We start from the raw sequence: 16,864 nt of genomic DNA, 5'->3' as shown, positions 1-16,864 counted from the left end.
AGCATGGGAGATTTTGACAACAGAGAGCGCGAAGAGGTTTTTTCAAAGAAAGTCAGAGCGGGAAAAAGGACTTATTTTTTTGATGTAAAAGCAACTAGATCTAACGACTACTACATCACCATCACCGAAAGCAAAAAGAGATTAGAAGACGGAACTTTTGTTAAGCACAAAATCTTTTTGTACAAAGAAGACTTCGAAAAATTCCTGGAAGGCCTTAACGGCACCATCGACTATGTTAAAGATAACCAGGAAGTTGTTGAAAAACGTTACGAACCGAGTGAATACAGCGAAACCGCCAGAGCTACTGCAGGCGATGACTTTTCGTTCGAGAACTTATAATAGCAATCCTAAAAAACTTATTATAACCTAAAGGAAAAGCCTCACCAATATAGTGAGGCTTTTCTTTTAGGGCTTTTTTTATTGATAACTTGGTTTAAAGCCGGAGAACAAAGCTGCGCCGGCTACAATCATGATTATAAAGAACAAGGCGTAAAGGACAAGCACAACTATGGTGGTAATACCCAATAGCTTAAACAATGATTTTAGTTTGGCTAGGCCATCGGTCACTTTTGTGGCATCCCCGAAAGTTACCCCATCTCTAACCCTTGTGCCAAACTTATATAGGTAAAGGCCTACAAAAAGGTATAGCACAGCTATAGGCAAATAAATTACAGTAAGTAAGCCGCCTAATTTAGAGGCACCCATGCCCGGAAAGCGAGACATCGCCGACATAATAGCCCCCATAAATAGAGCCAGAAAGCCCAATAGACCGGAGGATATAACGGCTACTATCCCTAAAAAGCGCGCCCATTTACCGGCTTCAGTTAAGTAGGCTTGGGCATCGTCCAGTAAAATTATGCCTGCCTGGGGTTGAGTTTCGGGTACGTTAAATGATTCACTGGGTTGAGTTGATTCGTTAGGTAAGTTTTCTTCCATTTTTGTTTAAGTTTTAAGTTGCTTAAATATAGAACTATTTAAACCAAAACAACTATGGCAGCCAATTACTTCAAAACATCGCTCATAAACATTACTGCCATACTGAAGTATATTACAAGCCCGGTAACATCAACCAGCGTGGCAACAAAAGGGGCGGATGATGTAGCCGGATCGAAACCCAGTCTCTTTAACAACAATGGTAGCATTGAGCCTGACAGAGATCCCCATAACACCACGCCTATCAGCGAAAAGCCCACCGTAGCACCAATCATCATATAATGAGGGCCATATACGTCGCTAAAATGGCTCCATACCACTATACGTAAAAAACCTATAATACCCAGGGTAAGGCCCAGCATCAGGCCCGATACGATCTCTCGGCGCATAACCCGCCACCAATCTTCAATGGTAACTTCGCCTAGCGCCATAGCCTGTATAATTAAGGTTGATGCCTGCGAACCACTGTTACCACCACTGGATATGATGAGCGGAATAAACAGTGCCAGCACTACAGCTTTCTCTATCTCCATCTGGAAATAGCCCATAGCCGTGGCAGTCAGCATCTCGCCTAAAAACAAAATGATCAACCAGCCTACGCGCTTTTTAACCAGCTTAAAAAGGTTAATATCCAGGTAGGGCTCATCCAAAGCCTCGGTACCACCTATCTTTTGTATGTCTTCGGTATATTCTTCGTTAGCTATCCAAAGGATGTCATCCACGGTTACTATACCTAACAAAACGTTTTCGTTATCGGTAACCGGCAATGCCGTGCGGTTATTCATCCTGAACACGTTAATTGCTTCCTCCTGCGGATCGGTAGCTTTCAGCGCGATAAGGCGGCCGTCCATCAACTGGCTGATTTTAGTATCCGGGTCAACTAATAATATCTCCCGTATCCGGATATCGTCCAGTAAAACACCTTTGTCGCCCAATACATATATAACGTCAATGGTTTCTGAGTTTTTACCAAACTGGCGGATATGTGCAAGCACCCGGTTAACATCCCAGCTCTTTTTAACGGCGATGTAATCCGGCGTCATTAAACGGCCTACACTGTCTTCGTTGTAGCCTAAAAGAGACAACGCTTCTTTACGATCGGCTGCGGACAGGTGCAGAATAAGCGCTTTTACAGCGTCGCCATGAAGCTCGGCAAAAAAAGCGGTACGGTCATCGGGAGGTAACTCGTTTACTATCTCGGCAATTCTTTTTCCTGAAAGTTTTTTAATGATCCGCTCCTGCGTAGGGAAATCAAGGATACGGAATACGTTTACCGCGCGGTTAAGCGAAAGGGTTTCAATAAATAGCGGGCCATGTTTCGGAAGCTCATCTATCAGCTCTTCAACGTCTGATATGTTTAGGTTGTTAAGGTAATCCTTAATTTGTTGCTCGTCATTTTGCTCAAGCAGCAGTTCGATGTGTTCAACCATTTCTTCCATCATACTTTGCCTGTCTTTTACATGGGTTTACTGCCTTTGCCTAATTGCAGCAAAAGTCGTTTATTTTTTCAAATTATAAGGCAGTATTTTCTGTTATCTTTGCAGACTTTTAAAGCCCCTCCCAACCCTCCCCGGTAGGGAGGGCTTTGAATTTTGTTTGTTTAATATTCACTTAAAAAATACAAGTCTCTCCTACCGGGGGAGATTTAGAGGGGGCTTATAATGGCTTTACAATGTGGTATAGTAGGTTTACCAAACGTCGGTAAATCAACTCTTTTTAATTGCTTATCAAACGCTAAGGCGCAGGCGGCTAACTTCCCGTTTTGCACTATTGAACCCAATGTGGGCGTAATTACGGTGCCAGATGAGCGCCTTACAAAACTTACGGAAATAGTACAACCCAAGTCAATAGTGCCTAATACTATTGAGATAGTTGACATTGCCGGCCTGGTTAAAGGCGCCAGCAAAGGCGAAGGTTTGGGCAACCAGTTTTTGGGTAATATACGCGCCACCAATGCTATTTTGCACGTGTTGCGCTGCTTTGACAACGATAACGTGATACATGTGGATGGCAGCGTTGACCCTATCCGCGACAAAGAGATCATTGATACCGAATTGCAACTGAAGGATCTTGACAGTATTGAGAAAAAGATACAGAAAGTAGAAAAAATGGCCAAAACCGGCGGCGACAAAGAGGCTAAGAAAACCTTTGACGTGCTAACGGTTTATAGAGAGCATTTGCTTAAAGGCCTGTCCGCACGTACTGCGCCGGTTGAAGAAGAAGATAAAGAATACATTGCCGACCTCTGGTTATTAACCGCCAAACCCGTATTGTACATTTGCAACGTTGATGAAGGCTCTGTAAATACAGGCAACGCTTATGTTGACAAGGTTAAAGCAGTTGCTGACAAGGAAGGTGCCGGTGTATTGATCATATCGGCACAAATTGAAGCTGAGATTGCCGAGCTGGAATCATTTGAAGAGCGCGAAATGTTTTTAAGCGATCTGGGCCTGACCGAATCGGGTGTTAATAAGCTGATTAAGGCTGCCTACAAACTACTTAACCTGGCTACCTACTTTACCGCCGGTGTGCAAGAAGTACGCGCCTGGACCATTACTCAAGGCTTTACCGCGCCACAGGCTGCGGGCGTAATCCACACAGATTTTGAGAAAGGTTTTATCCGCGCCGAGGTTATTAAATATGACGACTTTGTTAAATACAACGGTTCTGAACCTGCCATTAAAGAAGCTGGAAAATTAGGCGTTGAAGGCAAGAGCTATGTAGTTGTTGACGGGGATGTAATGCACTTTAGGTTTAACGTGTAAGCAGCCCCTCCCAAACCCTCCCCGGAAGGGAGGGCTCTAAAATTTGCTTCTTAAAAGTCTTCCCTACCGGGGGGAGATTTAGAGGGGGCTCTTTTTCAGCGTAATCACAGTTATTTCGGGCCAAATACCTACCCTGCCTTTAAGACCTAAAAAGCCGAAACCACGATTTACGTATAGGTAGCGGTTGCTTTGTTTGTACAAACCTGCCCATTGTTTATAAACGTATTTGATAGGGCTCCATTTAAAGCCAAAAAGCTCAATGCCAAATTGCATGCCATGCGTATGGCCGGATAGTGTTAAATGAATATGTTTTAAGTGTTGTAAAGTTACCGCTTCCCAGTGTGATGGATCGTGCGACATCAGGATCTTTATATCGCTGTCGTCGACATTTTGGATAGCTTTATCCAGGTCGCCATATTTGTGAAAACCGCCCTTGCCCCAGTTCTCTACTCCTATCAGCGTAATTGTTTGTCCGTCTCTTTCCAGTTTGATGGCTTCATCCAGCAACAAACGAAAACCTATTTCCTGATGAACCTTTTTAAGTGCGATGAGATTACCGGCTTTTAACGCCTCGTTATCCCATTTTATATAATCGCCATAGTCGTGGTTCCCTAATACAGAGAACTTGCCCATCTTCGCTTTTAAACGCGCGAAGGTAGATATCCATGGCGCCATTTCTGAGGCGCGATTGTTTACCAGATCGCCGGTGAATAGAATAACATCGCTATTCTGCGCGTTTACAAGGTCTACGCCTTTGTTAACCCCATTAGCATCGGTAAAACTGCCGGAGTGGATATCTGACAACTGTGTAAGCGTAAATCCATCAAATGCCTCAGGCAGATCATCGAAATATAGCGTGTGTTTGTGCACCTGGTAATGATGACGCCCTCGGGTTAAACCGAACAGTAATGCGAAGAACGGTATAACGGCTACCGCAAGGGCAAGTTCGCTCACCAAAACGCTGCGCGGGCCGAAGCCGGTAAATAGGCGCGTCATATCCTCTAACAACAAAACCGGCGAACCGAAGATTTTTGGCACCGACGATAACAGCATCAGCGCCATTAACCATGAAGTCAGTTTGGTACGGTCGCCGGCTTTGCGGCCAAAAATGATGAGGATGATGCCCGCGGCAATTAAAATATCTGCCGACCAGTAGAGCCAGTGCCAGACAGGCTTGCTTGTTAAGGTAGTTACTGCGTTAAAAAAATAAACATCGGCAAACAGCCAGAGTAGTATTATCAGTAAAAATCTGTATCTCATTATAATGTAGTAGACGACTGACTACCGAAAATATTTTAAATTGTTGATATATTATAGTGAATGTAACTGCTATATTTTATTAAACTAACATTACTGCAGGGGCCGGCTCTTCTCCCACACTCAACTGCTTAATACTGTTCAATGTTATTTCGGCAATCTGGTCAAGCGCTTCTTTTGTAAAAAAAGCCTGATGTCCGGTTACCAGCACATTAGGGAAACTTGTTAACCGTTGTATGGTGTCATCTTCGATAATACTGCCGGAAAGATCTTTAAAAAACAGCTTTTCCTCCTGTTCGTAAACATCAATGCCAAGGTACCCTATATGGCCGGCCTTTAACGCATCTATAACGTCCTCGGTTTTGATCAAACCGCCGCGGCTGGTGTTTAGGAGTGTTACACCCTTTTTCATTAGCCCGATAATTTTAGTATTTACTAAATGATGATTATCTGCCGTTAGCGGACAATGCAAAGAAACAATATCTGCGGAACTGATGGTTTCTTCGAGCGTACCATACTGTATGCCGGCTGCCAGGAGGTTTTGATCTATCACCGGGTCAAATGCCATAACTTTACAGCCAAAACCAAGCATAATTTTGCAAAATGCCTTTCCAATTTTGCCGGTACCGATAACGCCCACCGTCTTTTTATGCAGATTAAACCCCAACAACCCGTTAAGCGAAAAATTTTGCTCACGCACGCGGTTATAAGCTTTATGCGTTTTGCGGTTAAGCGTTAATAACATAGCCACTGTATGCTCTGCCACCGCTTCGGGCGAGTAAGCCGGCACCCGGCATACCCTGATGCCCAATTTGCGGGCAGTTTCAAGTTGTAGATTGTTAAAACCGGCGCAACGCAGGGCAATAACCTTTACTCCCTTAAGGGCCAAAGTTTCTATAACTTCTGTTGTAAGCTTGTCGTTTACAAAAACGCATACGGCAAAAGTTTGCTCATCGACAGCTTTAACAATATGCGGCCCCAAATGGGTTTCAAGATATTCCATTTCAAAACCAAAAGCTTGATTATGACTGTCAAAAAACTGTATATCATAGGGCTTTGCCGAAAAGAAAATAATTTTCATAGGATATCGCATTAGCTGAATCGTTCCAATTTAAGCATAGTTTTTATCGCATCAAACCGCCAAATAATGCAAGCCTGATAATAAATAAAATGAGGTGTTGAGATAACAGGGGTTTAATTATATTTGCCCCATCAATTGCTCCCGTAGTTCAATGGATAGAATTATGGTTTCCGGTACCATCGATATGAGTTCGAATCTCGTCGGGAGCACAAAAGGCCACTTATCAATCGATAGGTGGCCTTTAATTTTAGTACAGTAGGCTATTGCCCTAATATTATCGGCGTCTTACCGTCAGTGATAATAATCCGGTTGGTACTTGTTTTAATAGCATCTATCCACTTTTCGGCTAATACTTCTTTGGTGTAACCGGCAGATTTGATCTCATTGGTACGGGCGTCAATTATAGCTTTCTCCTGCAGCATTTTTGCCGTTGCCAGCTCATTTTTTACGGTTTGCGTTTCTACCTTGGCATTGTTCATTTTTTCAATATTCTCGGTCATGCTTGTCGGCGGTTTAAGGCCCGAGGTAAGCGAGGTGATATCAAAATACTTTGCTGAAAATTGCTGCTTTAACCGTGCCTCAACATTGTTTTCAAATATGTTGATGCTGGTTAACAGGCTGTCTGTAGCAAAGTTACGTGCCTCTTCGCGGTAAGCATTTAGTACCAGTGGGTTTAATACGCTTGCTTCAATGTTGTTTAAATCATCTTCGCCTAATTGGCCCGACAGACCTAAGTATTTGTAATTGAATATGATGTTGATACCACTATCGCGCTTTGCCTGGTAAGTGTATTGTGGGTCAACCGTAAACACACCACCGTCGCGGGCTGTTACCGTGATAGGCTCGGGATTACCACTTAACGCATACATAGGCACCTGATATAGTGATGTACCAAACCAGATAGTTGACTGGCTACCTGTCACCCGTTTAAAATCATTTTTGCCATTGCGGCCGTAGTTAGTCATCAACACGCCCTCGTAGTTGGGTTCAACCCTGCTGCATGACGACACGCAAACCACTAATATTAATGCTATTATTACGAATAAACCAATTGCTTTTTTCATTTGATGTTAAGTTTTGAGTATGGGAAATAAATTAAGGTGATAAGATGCAACAACCCGGTGCCAGCCAATGCCACCGGAGCCGTAAAAGTAAATACAAACCAATGCAGCCCAATAAACAGGATGTTGCCAATAATAAACAGGAGTATTATGAGTAAACTTTTAGTCATAAGCGTTTAGTTTTTTATTATTCAGACTACCGCGTATAAAAATTGTTACGGGTTTAGGCAGTTAGTAAAACGCATACGCCCTTTTGGAAGATAACTAATAGTCTAAAAGGACGGCGGCATTTATTCGAGCCATATTGATAACTTATATAAAACAAAAGCCCTTGATAACAACCAAGGGCTTCGTTTTGTCAATTTGCGTTTTGTCCAAACGTAATGGAGGTAGTTGCGCCCAGCCCCACGCCCGGGCTGTGTATCCGAAAATGTCCGCCGTGGCTTTCGATAATTGATTTGCAATTGTAAAGCCCTAAGCCGGTACCCGTTTTTTTGGTAGTAAATCCTCGGGTAAAAAACCGCTTGCTGGTTTCTTCGTCAAACCCATTGCCGTTATCCGTAACGTTTAGCCTAATCTCATTGTTTACAACCGAAACGTCGACAGTGATCTCTTTATCACGGGCTTCATGATCAATGGCTTCCATGCTATTTTTCAGCACATTTAAAACCACCTGCATTAGCTTAGTTGGGTCGCCTTTTATGGTGGGTATACCGGTTTGCATTGTAATGTGGAAGGCTATTTGCTGCCTGCTGAAAGAGGCCTGCAACATGGCCTTGCAGTCTTCAATAATGTTTGCCAGGTTAACGGGTTTTCTGTCTTGCTGACCCTCGTGACCGCTTACAAACTGGCGTTGGATATTTAGTATCTCCTGTATATGGGTAACAATATGTAAAAGCTCAGTGGTCGCCGTAACAATATCCTCATTGTTTTCTGCCTGCGTTTTTCTAATACCGTCTGTAACAACCACTAGTGCATCGGCTTTTGCGGTGCCAATACCCTCGGCCATAGCATCATGCTGATCTTTAATAAATTGATGAAGGTTTTTTACCGCGCTGACACTGTTTTTTGCAATAACGCGATTAATTTTACCCAGGTAAGATCCAAATCCGACCAATGCGTTACCTATATCATGTAACACCTCCGAAGCAATTTCAAATTTACCCTGTGCAATGGCTTTTTCTAACTCCTGGTCTTTTTGACGGGTAAGCTCCAGGTTTAGCTGCTGCAGGGCTGCCGCCTGCTCATTTAATGTTTTCGACTTCTCAGAGAGTTCAGCAGTTAGCTTTTCAAGTGCATCATTGCGCCCTACCAGCTTTTTCATTATCTCCTCGCGGTCAAGCACAGCTTTTTTCATTGCCGTAATGTCCCGGTTAATGCCTAATAAGCCAACTACCTGGCCCAAGTCATTTTTAACCGGAACTTTGGTACTCAAATTCCACTTAGTTTCTCCGGTTTTATTGTCTACAAAATACTCTTCGTGATTGATAAGTGATTGATCTAACTTCATCAATTCCTGCTCATCATCAAAAAACTGTTGAGCCTCGTCCGGATGGCAATCAAAATCTGTCTTTCCTATTAATTCCTCTGCTGATTTGAACCCGGCGCTGACAGCTACCGGGGTATTACAGCGTATAAAACGGCTGTTTATGTCTTTTAAATAGATCTGATCGGGCAAACTCTCAATAACCAGGTTAAAAAGGTCCTTCTGCTCAAACGGTAATTCTTCGATAACGGTGTTGGTAGGTTTGGTCATTTTATTACATATTTAAAATAAAACGATTTACTGTAAAGGCAAGCTAATTGTAAATGCTGCGCCATTATTATTTTCTACGGTAATATCGCCACCATGGGCGTTAATGTATTGTTTTACAATAGCCAATCCCAAACCGGTACCGTTATTCTTTTTCTTGGTAACAAAAGGGTCAAACAAAGTCCGGGCAATTTCTGGGGGGATACCAGGACCATTATCTTTTATTAAAACAAACACGCTTTTACTAGTAGCTGTAACAGAGACATCTATGTGCGCGTTAGTCATATTATTATCGCGAAGCGCATCTATAGCATTGTTAATTAAATTGTTAAAGGTGCGTCTAAGTTTACTTTCGTCGCCCTGTACAATAATGCTTTCGGGGATATTTGTAGTGATATTTATAAAAGCTATACCATCCCTATTACTTGCCAATTCAATCGCGTCGGCTATAACATTATGCAGCACCAGAGGCTCTTTCTTTACCGGTGTGTTATTTACAAAATCAACAAAGTCATCAAATATTTCCGACGCTTGCTCTGCCGATTGATCGATCATGTCAATCAGATCACTGTCATAACCCTCCTCTCTGACAAGACCGGTAATAACTTTAATATTTTTGATGGGTGTGCGCAGATCATGCATCACCATACCAATTACCTGGCCCACAGCCGATAGCTTTTCTTTTTGTAACAGTGTTTCGTTAAGCTCGGCATTGCGGATTGCTTGAGCGGCATTCTGTACAAATAATTTTAGCAGATAAAGTTTTTCTGTTTTAAGTTTCTCGTGCTTTTTTAGCAAGGCAAACACTGTGTATTTGTCCATACGCGCTAAAAAAAGCTCATCTACTTGTATAACGCTATCCTTTTCTAGTTGGATGCTTTTAACCTTTGTTATCAGCTCGGCCGTATTTATTTTATTGTCAAGGGCGCCTATAGATAGTATTTGCTCATAGCTAAAGTCATCATGTAGCTTACCCATAAGCGCTACGTCGGTTTCAACAGAATTTGCCAGTTGATCCAAAATATTTTTAAGCAAAGAATCTAATTGCTGTTTGTTAAGCCCAATAGATGATATAGACTCAATCAATTTTTCCAGATTACGGAGTTTATTGTAATCAGTAACGGCTTTGGTCGCCAGTTGTATAATCTCTTCGGGAGCGTAAGGTTTACAATGGTAGCCTACATTTTGTCCAGCCTGTTCTATTATTTCGCCAATACTACGGTCGCTAAAAGCAGTAATAAATATAATTTCGGCTTTCTCGTCATATTTACGTATCTCCATGGCTGTTTCTAAGCCATTCCAACCAGGCATGCGCATATCTAAAAATATTACGGCGTATGGCCTGCCCCCCTCAACTGCTTCCCTAACCAGTTTAACACCTTCCATACCGTTAGATGCTTTGTTAACCGTAAAAACCGGGATATTTGGGGTGCGAGTAGCGATTAGTGGCTTGGGTGCATCAAAAAGCAGATTAAATGCATTGTCTATATTTAATTCATCTTCGGTGGCTGCCTGCGGTATCAATATCTCTTCGATATTATCGCGCACCATTTGTTCATCGTCTATTATTAAGACAGCGGTATTAACAGGGGTCATAATTCACTAGTTTATAATTAAAGGATACTATTTTTACGCATGCGCGTTAACAGTTGTTGCATTTTTAGTTTAAAACTAAAAAAATTTAATTAAACAACTTTTTCTATCGCAAATAAAACAGCTGCATTATTGTAATTTATAAGTTTTGAAGTCAACAAATAGCTGTAGGCGTACCTAGCTTTCATTTTGTTTAAAATGTTTTTGGGTGACGATCGTCTACTCTGGTATGGAGAACAACTACCTTACATTAACTGCACCGCCTGCTATCGCAGATGAAGAGCGCGAGCTAGCAATCCTATTTTTGGATCTACGCAATTTTACCGGCCTCATGGAGGCGCAGCCCGGCCAAACGGTTATACAAATTGTAAGGCGGTTACTTACCGCCTTTAACCACATAGTTAAAAAGTTTGAAGGTAAGGTGGTTGAGGTGGCCGGCGACAGTATGTACGCGGTATTTGGCCTGCAAACTGACCTTAAAACATCAGTAAATAATGGGTATTTGGCGGCTAAAACAATGTTTCAGACCATTGATTTGTTTAACAAAGCTTATGCCGAGCCGTACTACGGCGCGCCATTGGAGATGGGGATTGGTTTGCACGCCGGTAAAGTTTTTGTCGGCGAGTTTGGGCTGGATAATGGGCCGCAACTATCCGTAATGGGTTTGCCCGTTAATATTGCTGCGCGCCTGCAGGCAAAAACTAAAGAACTGGATAATGACCTGATAATTTCTGAGTACGCCTACCAACTTATTGCAGACCGTACGCTAACGACCCAACATCAAAATGTGAAATTAAAGGGTATAAGCCATGGGCAGCAAGTTTGGCTGGCAGGTAAACCTTACAACGCAGATCAGGATTGGGATTATTTGATGGCTATTTCGGGATAGAACCTTAGACAGCTATTCTTACTTCTTCCAGATATGGCACTATAAACATAGTATGTTCAAAGGCCCTGAAGTGTGTAATAAGGTGACTGCTGTCTTCAAAGAAAACTTCAACGTAAAAACAATCGATATTATAAAGCTTGATATAATAATGGTCCGTCAGGCGGTCAACCAGAAAGGTGCCCTGTAAAACAAGCTCTGTTTTATCGTGGTAGCTTAAGTAGTTAAATTCTTCTGAAGTCATGTGAAGCGATATGCAAAAGCCGTGCCTTTCAAAACATTTTTTTTGATCTTAAATCGCTATACATAGCTCAAAAGTAGATTTGAACTTAAACCGGGGGACAAATTAAAATTAAAGCTTAACTACTGGTAGTAAATCAGGACATATTGGTCATTAAAATGGATGGTTTTCTGTGCAGCTTAGCGCGTACAGATTACTTCTTAGCACGCGCCTTCTTTTCCTGCCCCAACAAGAATCCGTAAGGCTTTAACTCGTTGAAATGGTCACAGGCTATTTTTAACATCCCAAATAACGGCAGTGCCAGCACCATGCCCGGAATACCCCAAATGGCCTCGCCCACCACAATACCAAAAATGGTGAAAAAAGGGTTTAAGTTAATGCCGCTACCCACTACCAGGGGTTCTAAAAAGTAGCTTTGTACAAATTGCACCACGCCATATATGGCCAATATACCAACTACCAGTCCCGGGCTGCCGCCGGTAGCTAGCGTAATAAGCGCGGTAAGCAAACAACCCATTATGTTGCCCACAAAAGGTACCATCTCTAAAGTACCGCACAGTATAGCAAAAAAAATGGCGTTTTTAACCCCTATCGCGCTAAAACCAATGCCATACATTACCCACAGGCAGGCTATCATGGTAGCCAGGCCCGCTAAATATTGTTGTGAAATACCACCAGCTTCGCGAATGATGCGCAGTGTATCCGTTTGTTTATCTGCAGGTACCGCGCGCGACACGAATTGCAGAAAGTGTTCGCGAAAAAATATCAACAGGAAAATATAAACCAGCGCTAGCAATACATCAAGTGCTATACCGAGCAATATACCCGTGCCTTGCGCCACAAAAGTCACCGGTGCACCCATGTCGGCCTTTTCTATAATTTCTTTCTGCTCCTGCGGCTTGATCCCAATTTTTTGACTAACAAGTTGCTGTAGCTGATGCCCCATTTCGGCAATGCGTTTGCGGATATCGCCGGCATCTTCAATCAAAGCAGATAGCTGCCAGCCTAACAATCCAAATATGATAGCGAAGGCAAGTATCAAAGCCAGTACACATACAAATGCTGCAAACCCCCGCCCCATTCCTAGCTTCTCTAATTTGCGGCCCAACGGTATTAGCAACATGGCCAGCACCAGTGCAAATGCCAGCGGTACCAAAACATCCTTAGCAAGTATCAAAATGGCAACACTTGCTATAAAACAAAACAGGCAAAGCGCTATACGGGCAGGTACAGGTATAGTTTTCAGGGTCATAAGCAATATAAATCAGGCGAATATGATAGAATTAACACTCATACACCACTTGGGTTTTTTATTTAGCATTTAATCTTCATAACTTCATCGTTTAAAGCCCTATACCTCATGAAATCATCGCTCTTTTTTATTGTCACCCTTATGCTAAGCCTTAACCTACAGGCCCAACAAAGCCTGTATGTTAGCGGCACCATAAAAAACGATAAAGGGCAAATACTTACGTCGGCAACGGTGTTTATTGACGGATCTGACAGATACACCAAAACAGACGCCGATGGTAATTACCGTTTTAATAATCTTAAAGCAGGCGCTTATACCATAGCGGTTAGTATGATAGGTTAAAATAGCTTTTAAACCAACTTTAAATGTTATTTATAGCAAGCCAAGAGCAACCATTGCCACAAGTACGCCGGGAGAAGATAAAGTGTTAAAGCAAGAATTTCTAACGAAAATACCGACTGAACGCCCACTAACCGGCTTAGTAACCTTATACCTTGATTATACTATTGTTGACCGCAACGGCAGTTACCTTGACTATCGCAGCTTTTTATTAGAAGATACCTGGTATCGCCAGCAAATGGGCGACCGCCTGCCTTTTAGCTATCAACCGCCTCATGAGCCTGATGTATACGATTTTAGGTACCAATAAACTTACAAATCATACCGAGAACGAAGCAGCTAAAATTATACATCTGACGCTGCTTCGTTTACTCAATATGAAAATTCTTTTGAGATTTTATAGCGACGTTTGCCGGTACCGTTTAACCAACGTGTAAGCGCTTAACGCTGCCAACAACACAGCGGACGCTAAGGCATAAGGCCTCGATGGCGCCGGCGGGATGTAGGTAACGCCTTCGTTATCTGTTTTTGCAGGGAGTTTAGAATATCTGCCGTTTTGTGGCCTGGCGGTCTCGTCAAAGTACCAGGCCAGGTTTTGTAAGCCAGATTTTAATTGTGCACCTGCCATAACCGGCCCATGACCTGTAGCAGCAACGCTTGGTTCAAGATCGCGCAAGCGAAGTACAGAAGATCTTGCAGCATCCCAATCGGGTGTAAAATATCTTGGCGGCCCGTTTACTTCTTTAAGATTAGAAAATGTAGCTATGGCCGACTCTTGCCTGGTGGTTACAAAAGCATCGCCGGCAATCAGCACAGTGTCGGCTTCGCGGAAGTAAGACACGTGGCCCGGCGAATGCCCCGGAGTAACCACCGTGCGCCAACCCGGCAAAAACGGGGTACTACCGTCGTGCGGCAATGCCTGTATGTCAGGCACATTGATGGCTTTACGTGGATAAAGGACAGATAACAAAGTCATTAAACCACCACCTACTGTTGGGTCTGCCGGTGGATACGCAGCTTTGCCTGTTAAATATGGCAATTCTAATTTATGCGCGTAAACCGGCACATTCCAGGTTTTTAATAAATCTTTAAGCGCACCGCGATGGTCAAAATGCCCATGAGTAAGTAATATTGCCGATGGCGGTGTATTGCCAAAAAGATCTGCTGCTATTTGTTTAATTTTTGATGCACTGCCCGGCAAACCCGCATCTATTAAAACCCAGTGGCTATTTTGGGTTACAAAATAAACGTTAACAAACACAATTTTAGCTCCCCAAATACCCGGCGCTACCTTAAAATATTTTTTATTTTCCCCCTGCATACTACGTTCTTTGGGGGATTAAACCTTCTTAAATTGGTTAGGTTTTAGCAGGCTGTCAAATTAAGTATTTGCAACGCATCAAAGCGTAAAAACCGCATAGCCAACAGCGTATTGTTTACATAGTTACTCGTTCAGGCTTAGTAAGTTGCAGAACTTACACTACTACTATTTTATTTGTGTAGTATGATGCTTATCGCCATAATACCTAACCCCTGTTGATACCAGGGAACCCTGCGACACGGTAATTTTAAAAAGCATGTCGTAATCATCGTCACTAAGCGCGGTAAATGCTACGGTACCACCAAATGCTTCTAAAGTAGGTATTACAGTATTTGAGTGGCCAACTATCAACACGTTTTTGCCGGCATACTCCCACAAAACGTTTTTAGTAAAGGCCTGTAATTTGGCCGCGTCATAATTTTTAGATGCAGGTAAGCTAAATTGTTTTTGCGTGGGTTCGCCGGTTTGTGTGGTGCGTTTAAATGGTGTAACAAACACGGCTGCTATTTTATGATCTTTAAGTTCTTTAGCCAATGCTTCTGCACGCTTTTTGCCTTCGGCACTTAACTCGGGGTCGCTGGCGGTCATCGTTGCTGTAGATGCCGGTATGGCTTTTTCGGCGTGGCGTACCAACCATATGGTGGTGGTTTGGGCAAAGGTGCGCGTGCCGGCCAATAGTAATGCGGCTATTAAGAAGATCTTAATGTTTTTCATCGGGATGGTATTTGAGGCAAAATACGGGTTTTAATCAAGATGTTACCCATCAGCATTCCTTAATATTTAAAACACATACCGATAACATAATCGCTATATCTTGCACAAACTCAAATTTTCGAGCGTTGGCCTGGATATACATCATCATAGCATCGGTATTGCAAGCGGCATGGACTTATAGTGTAAAATCATTTAGCCTTGATGATTTAAAGCTGCTTAACTGGGCCAATTTTTACACCCTGCAGAGCATAATTTATATGGCGCCAATAACGGGCTATATAGTTTTTGGGGCTGCCAATGCCTGGTTCTTCTCTATGGCTATTAAAGATATCCCTACCGCTATGGCCTTTGCAGCGTGGACAGGCGGCAGCATTATTTGCATTAAATTGGCCGGTGTTATATTTTACAAAGAGCCAACCAACTGGCCCGAGCTATTTTTTATGCTGATGATAATGGGAGGCGTTATGGGGCTAAAATTTGTGGCCGCACCACAAGTATAGATGTGTCCTTCAGTTAATTAACCAAAACAGCGGAAGAATAATTATCTCCTTTTATCAAGACTTTACCAATCCTCTTCAAACCAGCTTGGTTAATAATTGTTAACTCAATATATCAAAACTATATACCTATGAAAAAATTGAGTTCAACATTAGTTATTGCCGCACTGGCATTAGCTATACAATCATGCGGCGGAAAAAAAGACAGTACGGAGAAAGCCGATAGCCTTAATAACGCCAAAGACACAGCCGTTAGCACCGGTTTGGTAGGCGACACGGTAACTGTAGCACCTGCTATAGTTGTGACTGCCGATGACGCAAAGTTTGCGGTGGATGCAGCTAACGGCGGCATGGCCGAAGTAGATTTGGGGGCACTGGCTAAAAATAAAGCCACTAATGCCGGTGTTAAAGATTTTGCAGCCATGATGGTAGCAGATCACAGTAAAGCTAATGATGAGCTTAAAGCCTTAGCCCAAAAGCTAAATATCACCCTGCCGGCCACTATTAATGATGAGGTAATAAAGATCAAAGAGGATCTGTCGAAAAAATCGGCGGCTGAGTTTGATAAGGCTTACGTAAGCGCTATGGTTACCGACCATAAAAAAGATGTGAAAATGTTTGAGGATGCCGCAAAAAATAATAAAAGTGAAGACTTAAAGGCGTTTGCCGCTAAAACGCTGCCTACGCTCAAACATCATCTCGAAACAATCCAAAAAATCGAAGACAGAATTAAATAACAAAAAACTCCGGGAGATGATCCCGGAGTTTTTTGTTTCTGATTATATCTTATGGCTAATCCAGCCCGGGCGCTAACAGTTCCGGATCAACCTCGCCATCATTTTCATGGGTTATTTTAGCTAAATCGTAGTGCATTTCGCCATTCATCTCGCGTCCGCGGATAAGGCCTTTGTCGTAAAGATGCGACAACACCTTGCCGGTAATGGCTACTAACTGCTCATCTTTAATACCGGGTTGCAACTCTTCCAGCTTTGCAATAACCTGATCGGCACTCCCCTCTCCTGACTGAGCAAGGGCAAAAATGATCTTATTTTCTTGCGTGTCTACTTCCAAAAAATGTGCAGGTACATGCAATGGTTTAAACTCTTCGCGGAAGTCTTCGTCTGATTGTATCATGGTATAAGTTTTATATCAACAAGACAAGTATAACGGC

19 protein-coding genes and 1 tRNA gene are annotated in these 16,864 nt (G+C 42.7%); 8 read left to right on the top strand and 12 right to left on the bottom strand.

What is annotated here, in order from left to right; all coding sequences use genetic code 11:
• The first annotated feature begins 3 nt into the window (after nt 1–3).
• The gene (locus ACFSYC_RS06845; protein ID WP_377124894.1) at nt 4–339 is read left to right on the top strand and encodes a DUF3276 family protein; all 336 of its coding nucleotides are present in this window, start codon (nt 4–6) and stop codon (nt 337–339) included.
• Nucleotides 340–417: 78 nt separating this feature from the next.
• Here ACFSYC_RS06845 and ACFSYC_RS06840 read toward each other — a convergent pair whose 3' ends face one another.
• Both ACFSYC_RS06840 and mgtE read right to left on the bottom strand, forming a co-directional pair.
• Entirely contained in the window at nt 418–936 is a 519-nt protein-coding gene (locus ACFSYC_RS06840) for a DUF5362 family protein (protein ID WP_377124892.1), read from the bottom strand.
• 65 nt (nt 937–1,001) lie between these two features.
• Complete coding sequence (mgtE, locus tag ACFSYC_RS06835) at nt 1,002–2,375, bottom strand: magnesium transporter (protein ID WP_377124890.1); 1,374 nt, start codon at nt 2,373–2,375, stop codon at nt 1,002–1,004.
• A 219-nt stretch (nt 2,376–2,594) separates the two neighbouring features.
• Between mgtE and ychF the strand changes: the two genes are divergently transcribed.
• On the top strand, nt 2,595–3,698 hold the full coding sequence (gene ychF / locus ACFSYC_RS06830; RefSeq protein WP_377124888.1) for a redox-regulated ATPase YchF: 1,104 nt from the start codon (nt 2,595–2,597) through the stop codon (nt 3,696–3,698).
• A gap of 78 nt (nt 3,699–3,776) precedes the next feature.
• Here ychF and ACFSYC_RS06825 read toward each other — a convergent pair whose 3' ends face one another.
• A complete protein-coding gene (locus ACFSYC_RS06825) occupies nt 3,777–4,958 on the bottom strand; it encodes a metallophosphoesterase (protein WP_377124886.1) in 1,182 nt (393 codons plus the stop codon).
• Between the two features lie 79 nt (nt 4,959–5,037).
• Nucleotides 5,038–6,036 carry a 2-hydroxyacid dehydrogenase gene (locus ACFSYC_RS06820; RefSeq protein ID WP_377124884.1) on the bottom strand — a complete coding sequence of 333 codons (999 nt, stop codon included), beginning with the start codon at nt 6,034–6,036 and terminating at the stop codon, nt 5,038–5,040.
• A gap of 137 nt (nt 6,037–6,173) precedes the next feature.
• On the opposite strand from ACFSYC_RS06820, the gene ACFSYC_RS06815 reads away from it, so the two are divergent.
• A tRNA-Arg gene (locus ACFSYC_RS06815) sits at nt 6,174–6,245 on the top strand.
• A 51-nt stretch (nt 6,246–6,296) separates the two neighbouring features.
• Here the strand turns inward: ACFSYC_RS06815 and ACFSYC_RS06810 are convergent.
• The 3 genes from ACFSYC_RS06810 to ACFSYC_RS06800 form a co-directional block, all read right to left on the bottom strand.
• The gene (locus ACFSYC_RS06810) at nt 6,297–7,100 is read right to left on the bottom strand and encodes an SPFH domain-containing protein (protein ID WP_377124882.1); all 804 of its coding nucleotides are present in this window, start codon (nt 7,098–7,100) and stop codon (nt 6,297–6,299) included.
• 355 nt (nt 7,101–7,455) lie between these two features.
• Nucleotides 7,456–8,853, bottom strand: a complete 1,398-nt coding sequence (locus ACFSYC_RS06805; protein ID WP_377124880.1) for an ATP-binding protein — start codon at nt 8,851–8,853, stop codon at nt 7,456–7,458.
• A gap of 27 nt (nt 8,854–8,880) precedes the next feature.
• Entirely contained in the window at nt 8,881–10,446 is a 1,566-nt protein-coding gene (locus ACFSYC_RS06800) for an ATP-binding protein (RefSeq protein ID WP_377124878.1), read from the bottom strand.
• A 226-nt stretch (nt 10,447–10,672) separates the two neighbouring features.
• Between ACFSYC_RS06800 and ACFSYC_RS06795 the strand changes: the two genes are divergently transcribed.
• Nucleotides 10,673–11,332: an adenylate/guanylate cyclase domain-containing protein gene (locus ACFSYC_RS06795; RefSeq protein ID WP_377124876.1), complete on the top strand. Its 660-nt coding sequence runs from the start codon at nt 10,673–10,675 to the stop codon at nt 11,330–11,332.
• Nucleotides 11,333–11,336: 4 nt separating this feature from the next.
• On the opposite strand, the gene ACFSYC_RS06790 is transcribed toward ACFSYC_RS06795, so the two are convergent.
• Together ACFSYC_RS06790 and ACFSYC_RS06785 are read right to left on the bottom strand one after the other, a co-directional pair.
• On the bottom strand, nt 11,337–11,573 hold the full coding sequence (locus ACFSYC_RS06790) for a hypothetical protein (protein ID WP_377124874.1): 237 nt from the start codon (nt 11,571–11,573) through the stop codon (nt 11,337–11,339).
• Nucleotides 11,574–11,763: 190 nt separating this feature from the next.
• Nucleotides 11,764–12,822, bottom strand: coding sequence for an AI-2E family transporter (locus ACFSYC_RS06785; RefSeq protein ID WP_377124872.1), 1,059 nt, complete (start codon nt 12,820–12,822; stop codon nt 11,764–11,766).
• Between the two features lie 108 nt (nt 12,823–12,930).
• Between ACFSYC_RS06785 and ACFSYC_RS06780 the strand changes: the two genes are divergently transcribed.
• Complete coding sequence (locus ACFSYC_RS06780; RefSeq protein WP_377124870.1) at nt 12,931–13,164, top strand: carboxypeptidase-like regulatory domain-containing protein; 234 nt, start codon at nt 12,931–12,933, stop codon at nt 13,162–13,164.
• 82 nt (nt 13,165–13,246) lie between these two features.
• Entirely contained in the window at nt 13,247–13,471 is a 225-nt protein-coding gene (locus ACFSYC_RS06775) for a hypothetical protein (protein WP_377124868.1), read from the top strand.
• Between the two features lie 87 nt (nt 13,472–13,558).
• Here the strand turns inward: ACFSYC_RS06775 and ACFSYC_RS06770 are convergent, their stop codons facing one another.
• Together ACFSYC_RS06770 and ACFSYC_RS06765 are read right to left on the bottom strand one after the other, a co-directional pair.
• The gene (locus ACFSYC_RS06770; RefSeq protein WP_377124866.1) at nt 13,559–14,482 is read right to left on the bottom strand and encodes an MBL fold metallo-hydrolase; all 924 of its coding nucleotides are present in this window, start codon (nt 14,480–14,482) and stop codon (nt 13,559–13,561) included.
• Between the two features lie 165 nt (nt 14,483–14,647).
• Nucleotides 14,648–15,196: a histidine phosphatase family protein gene (locus tag ACFSYC_RS06765; protein WP_377124864.1), complete on the bottom strand. Its 549-nt coding sequence runs from the start codon at nt 15,194–15,196 to the stop codon at nt 14,648–14,650.
• A 125-nt stretch (nt 15,197–15,321) separates the two neighbouring features.
• Here ACFSYC_RS06765 and ACFSYC_RS06760 point away from each other — a divergent pair, with 125 nt between their 5' ends.
• Both ACFSYC_RS06760 and ACFSYC_RS06755 read left to right on the top strand, forming a co-directional pair.
• Nucleotides 15,322–15,696, top strand: a complete 375-nt coding sequence (locus tag ACFSYC_RS06760; RefSeq protein WP_377124862.1) for a DMT family transporter — start codon at nt 15,322–15,324, stop codon at nt 15,694–15,696.
• A 128-nt stretch (nt 15,697–15,824) separates the two neighbouring features.
• Nucleotides 15,825–16,430 (top strand): DUF4142 domain-containing protein, encoded by a 606-nt coding sequence (locus tag ACFSYC_RS06755; RefSeq protein ID WP_377124860.1) that lies wholly within the window; start codon nt 15,825–15,827, stop codon nt 16,428–16,430.
• A 55-nt stretch (nt 16,431–16,485) separates the two neighbouring features.
• On the opposite strand, the gene ACFSYC_RS06750 is transcribed toward ACFSYC_RS06755, so the two are convergent.
• On the bottom strand, nt 16,486–16,827 hold the full coding sequence (locus ACFSYC_RS06750) for a hypothetical protein (RefSeq protein ID WP_377124858.1): 342 nt from the start codon (nt 16,825–16,827) through the stop codon (nt 16,486–16,488).
• Nucleotides 16,828–16,864: the final 37 nt, after the last annotated feature.

Origin of the sequence: Mucilaginibacter antarcticus, assembly GCF_042686155.1 — a bacterium.
Classification (GTDB): Bacteria; Bacteroidota; Bacteroidia; order Sphingobacteriales; family Sphingobacteriaceae; genus Mucilaginibacter; species Mucilaginibacter antarcticus.
This window is presented reverse-complemented; position numbering and strand designations above follow the sequence as displayed.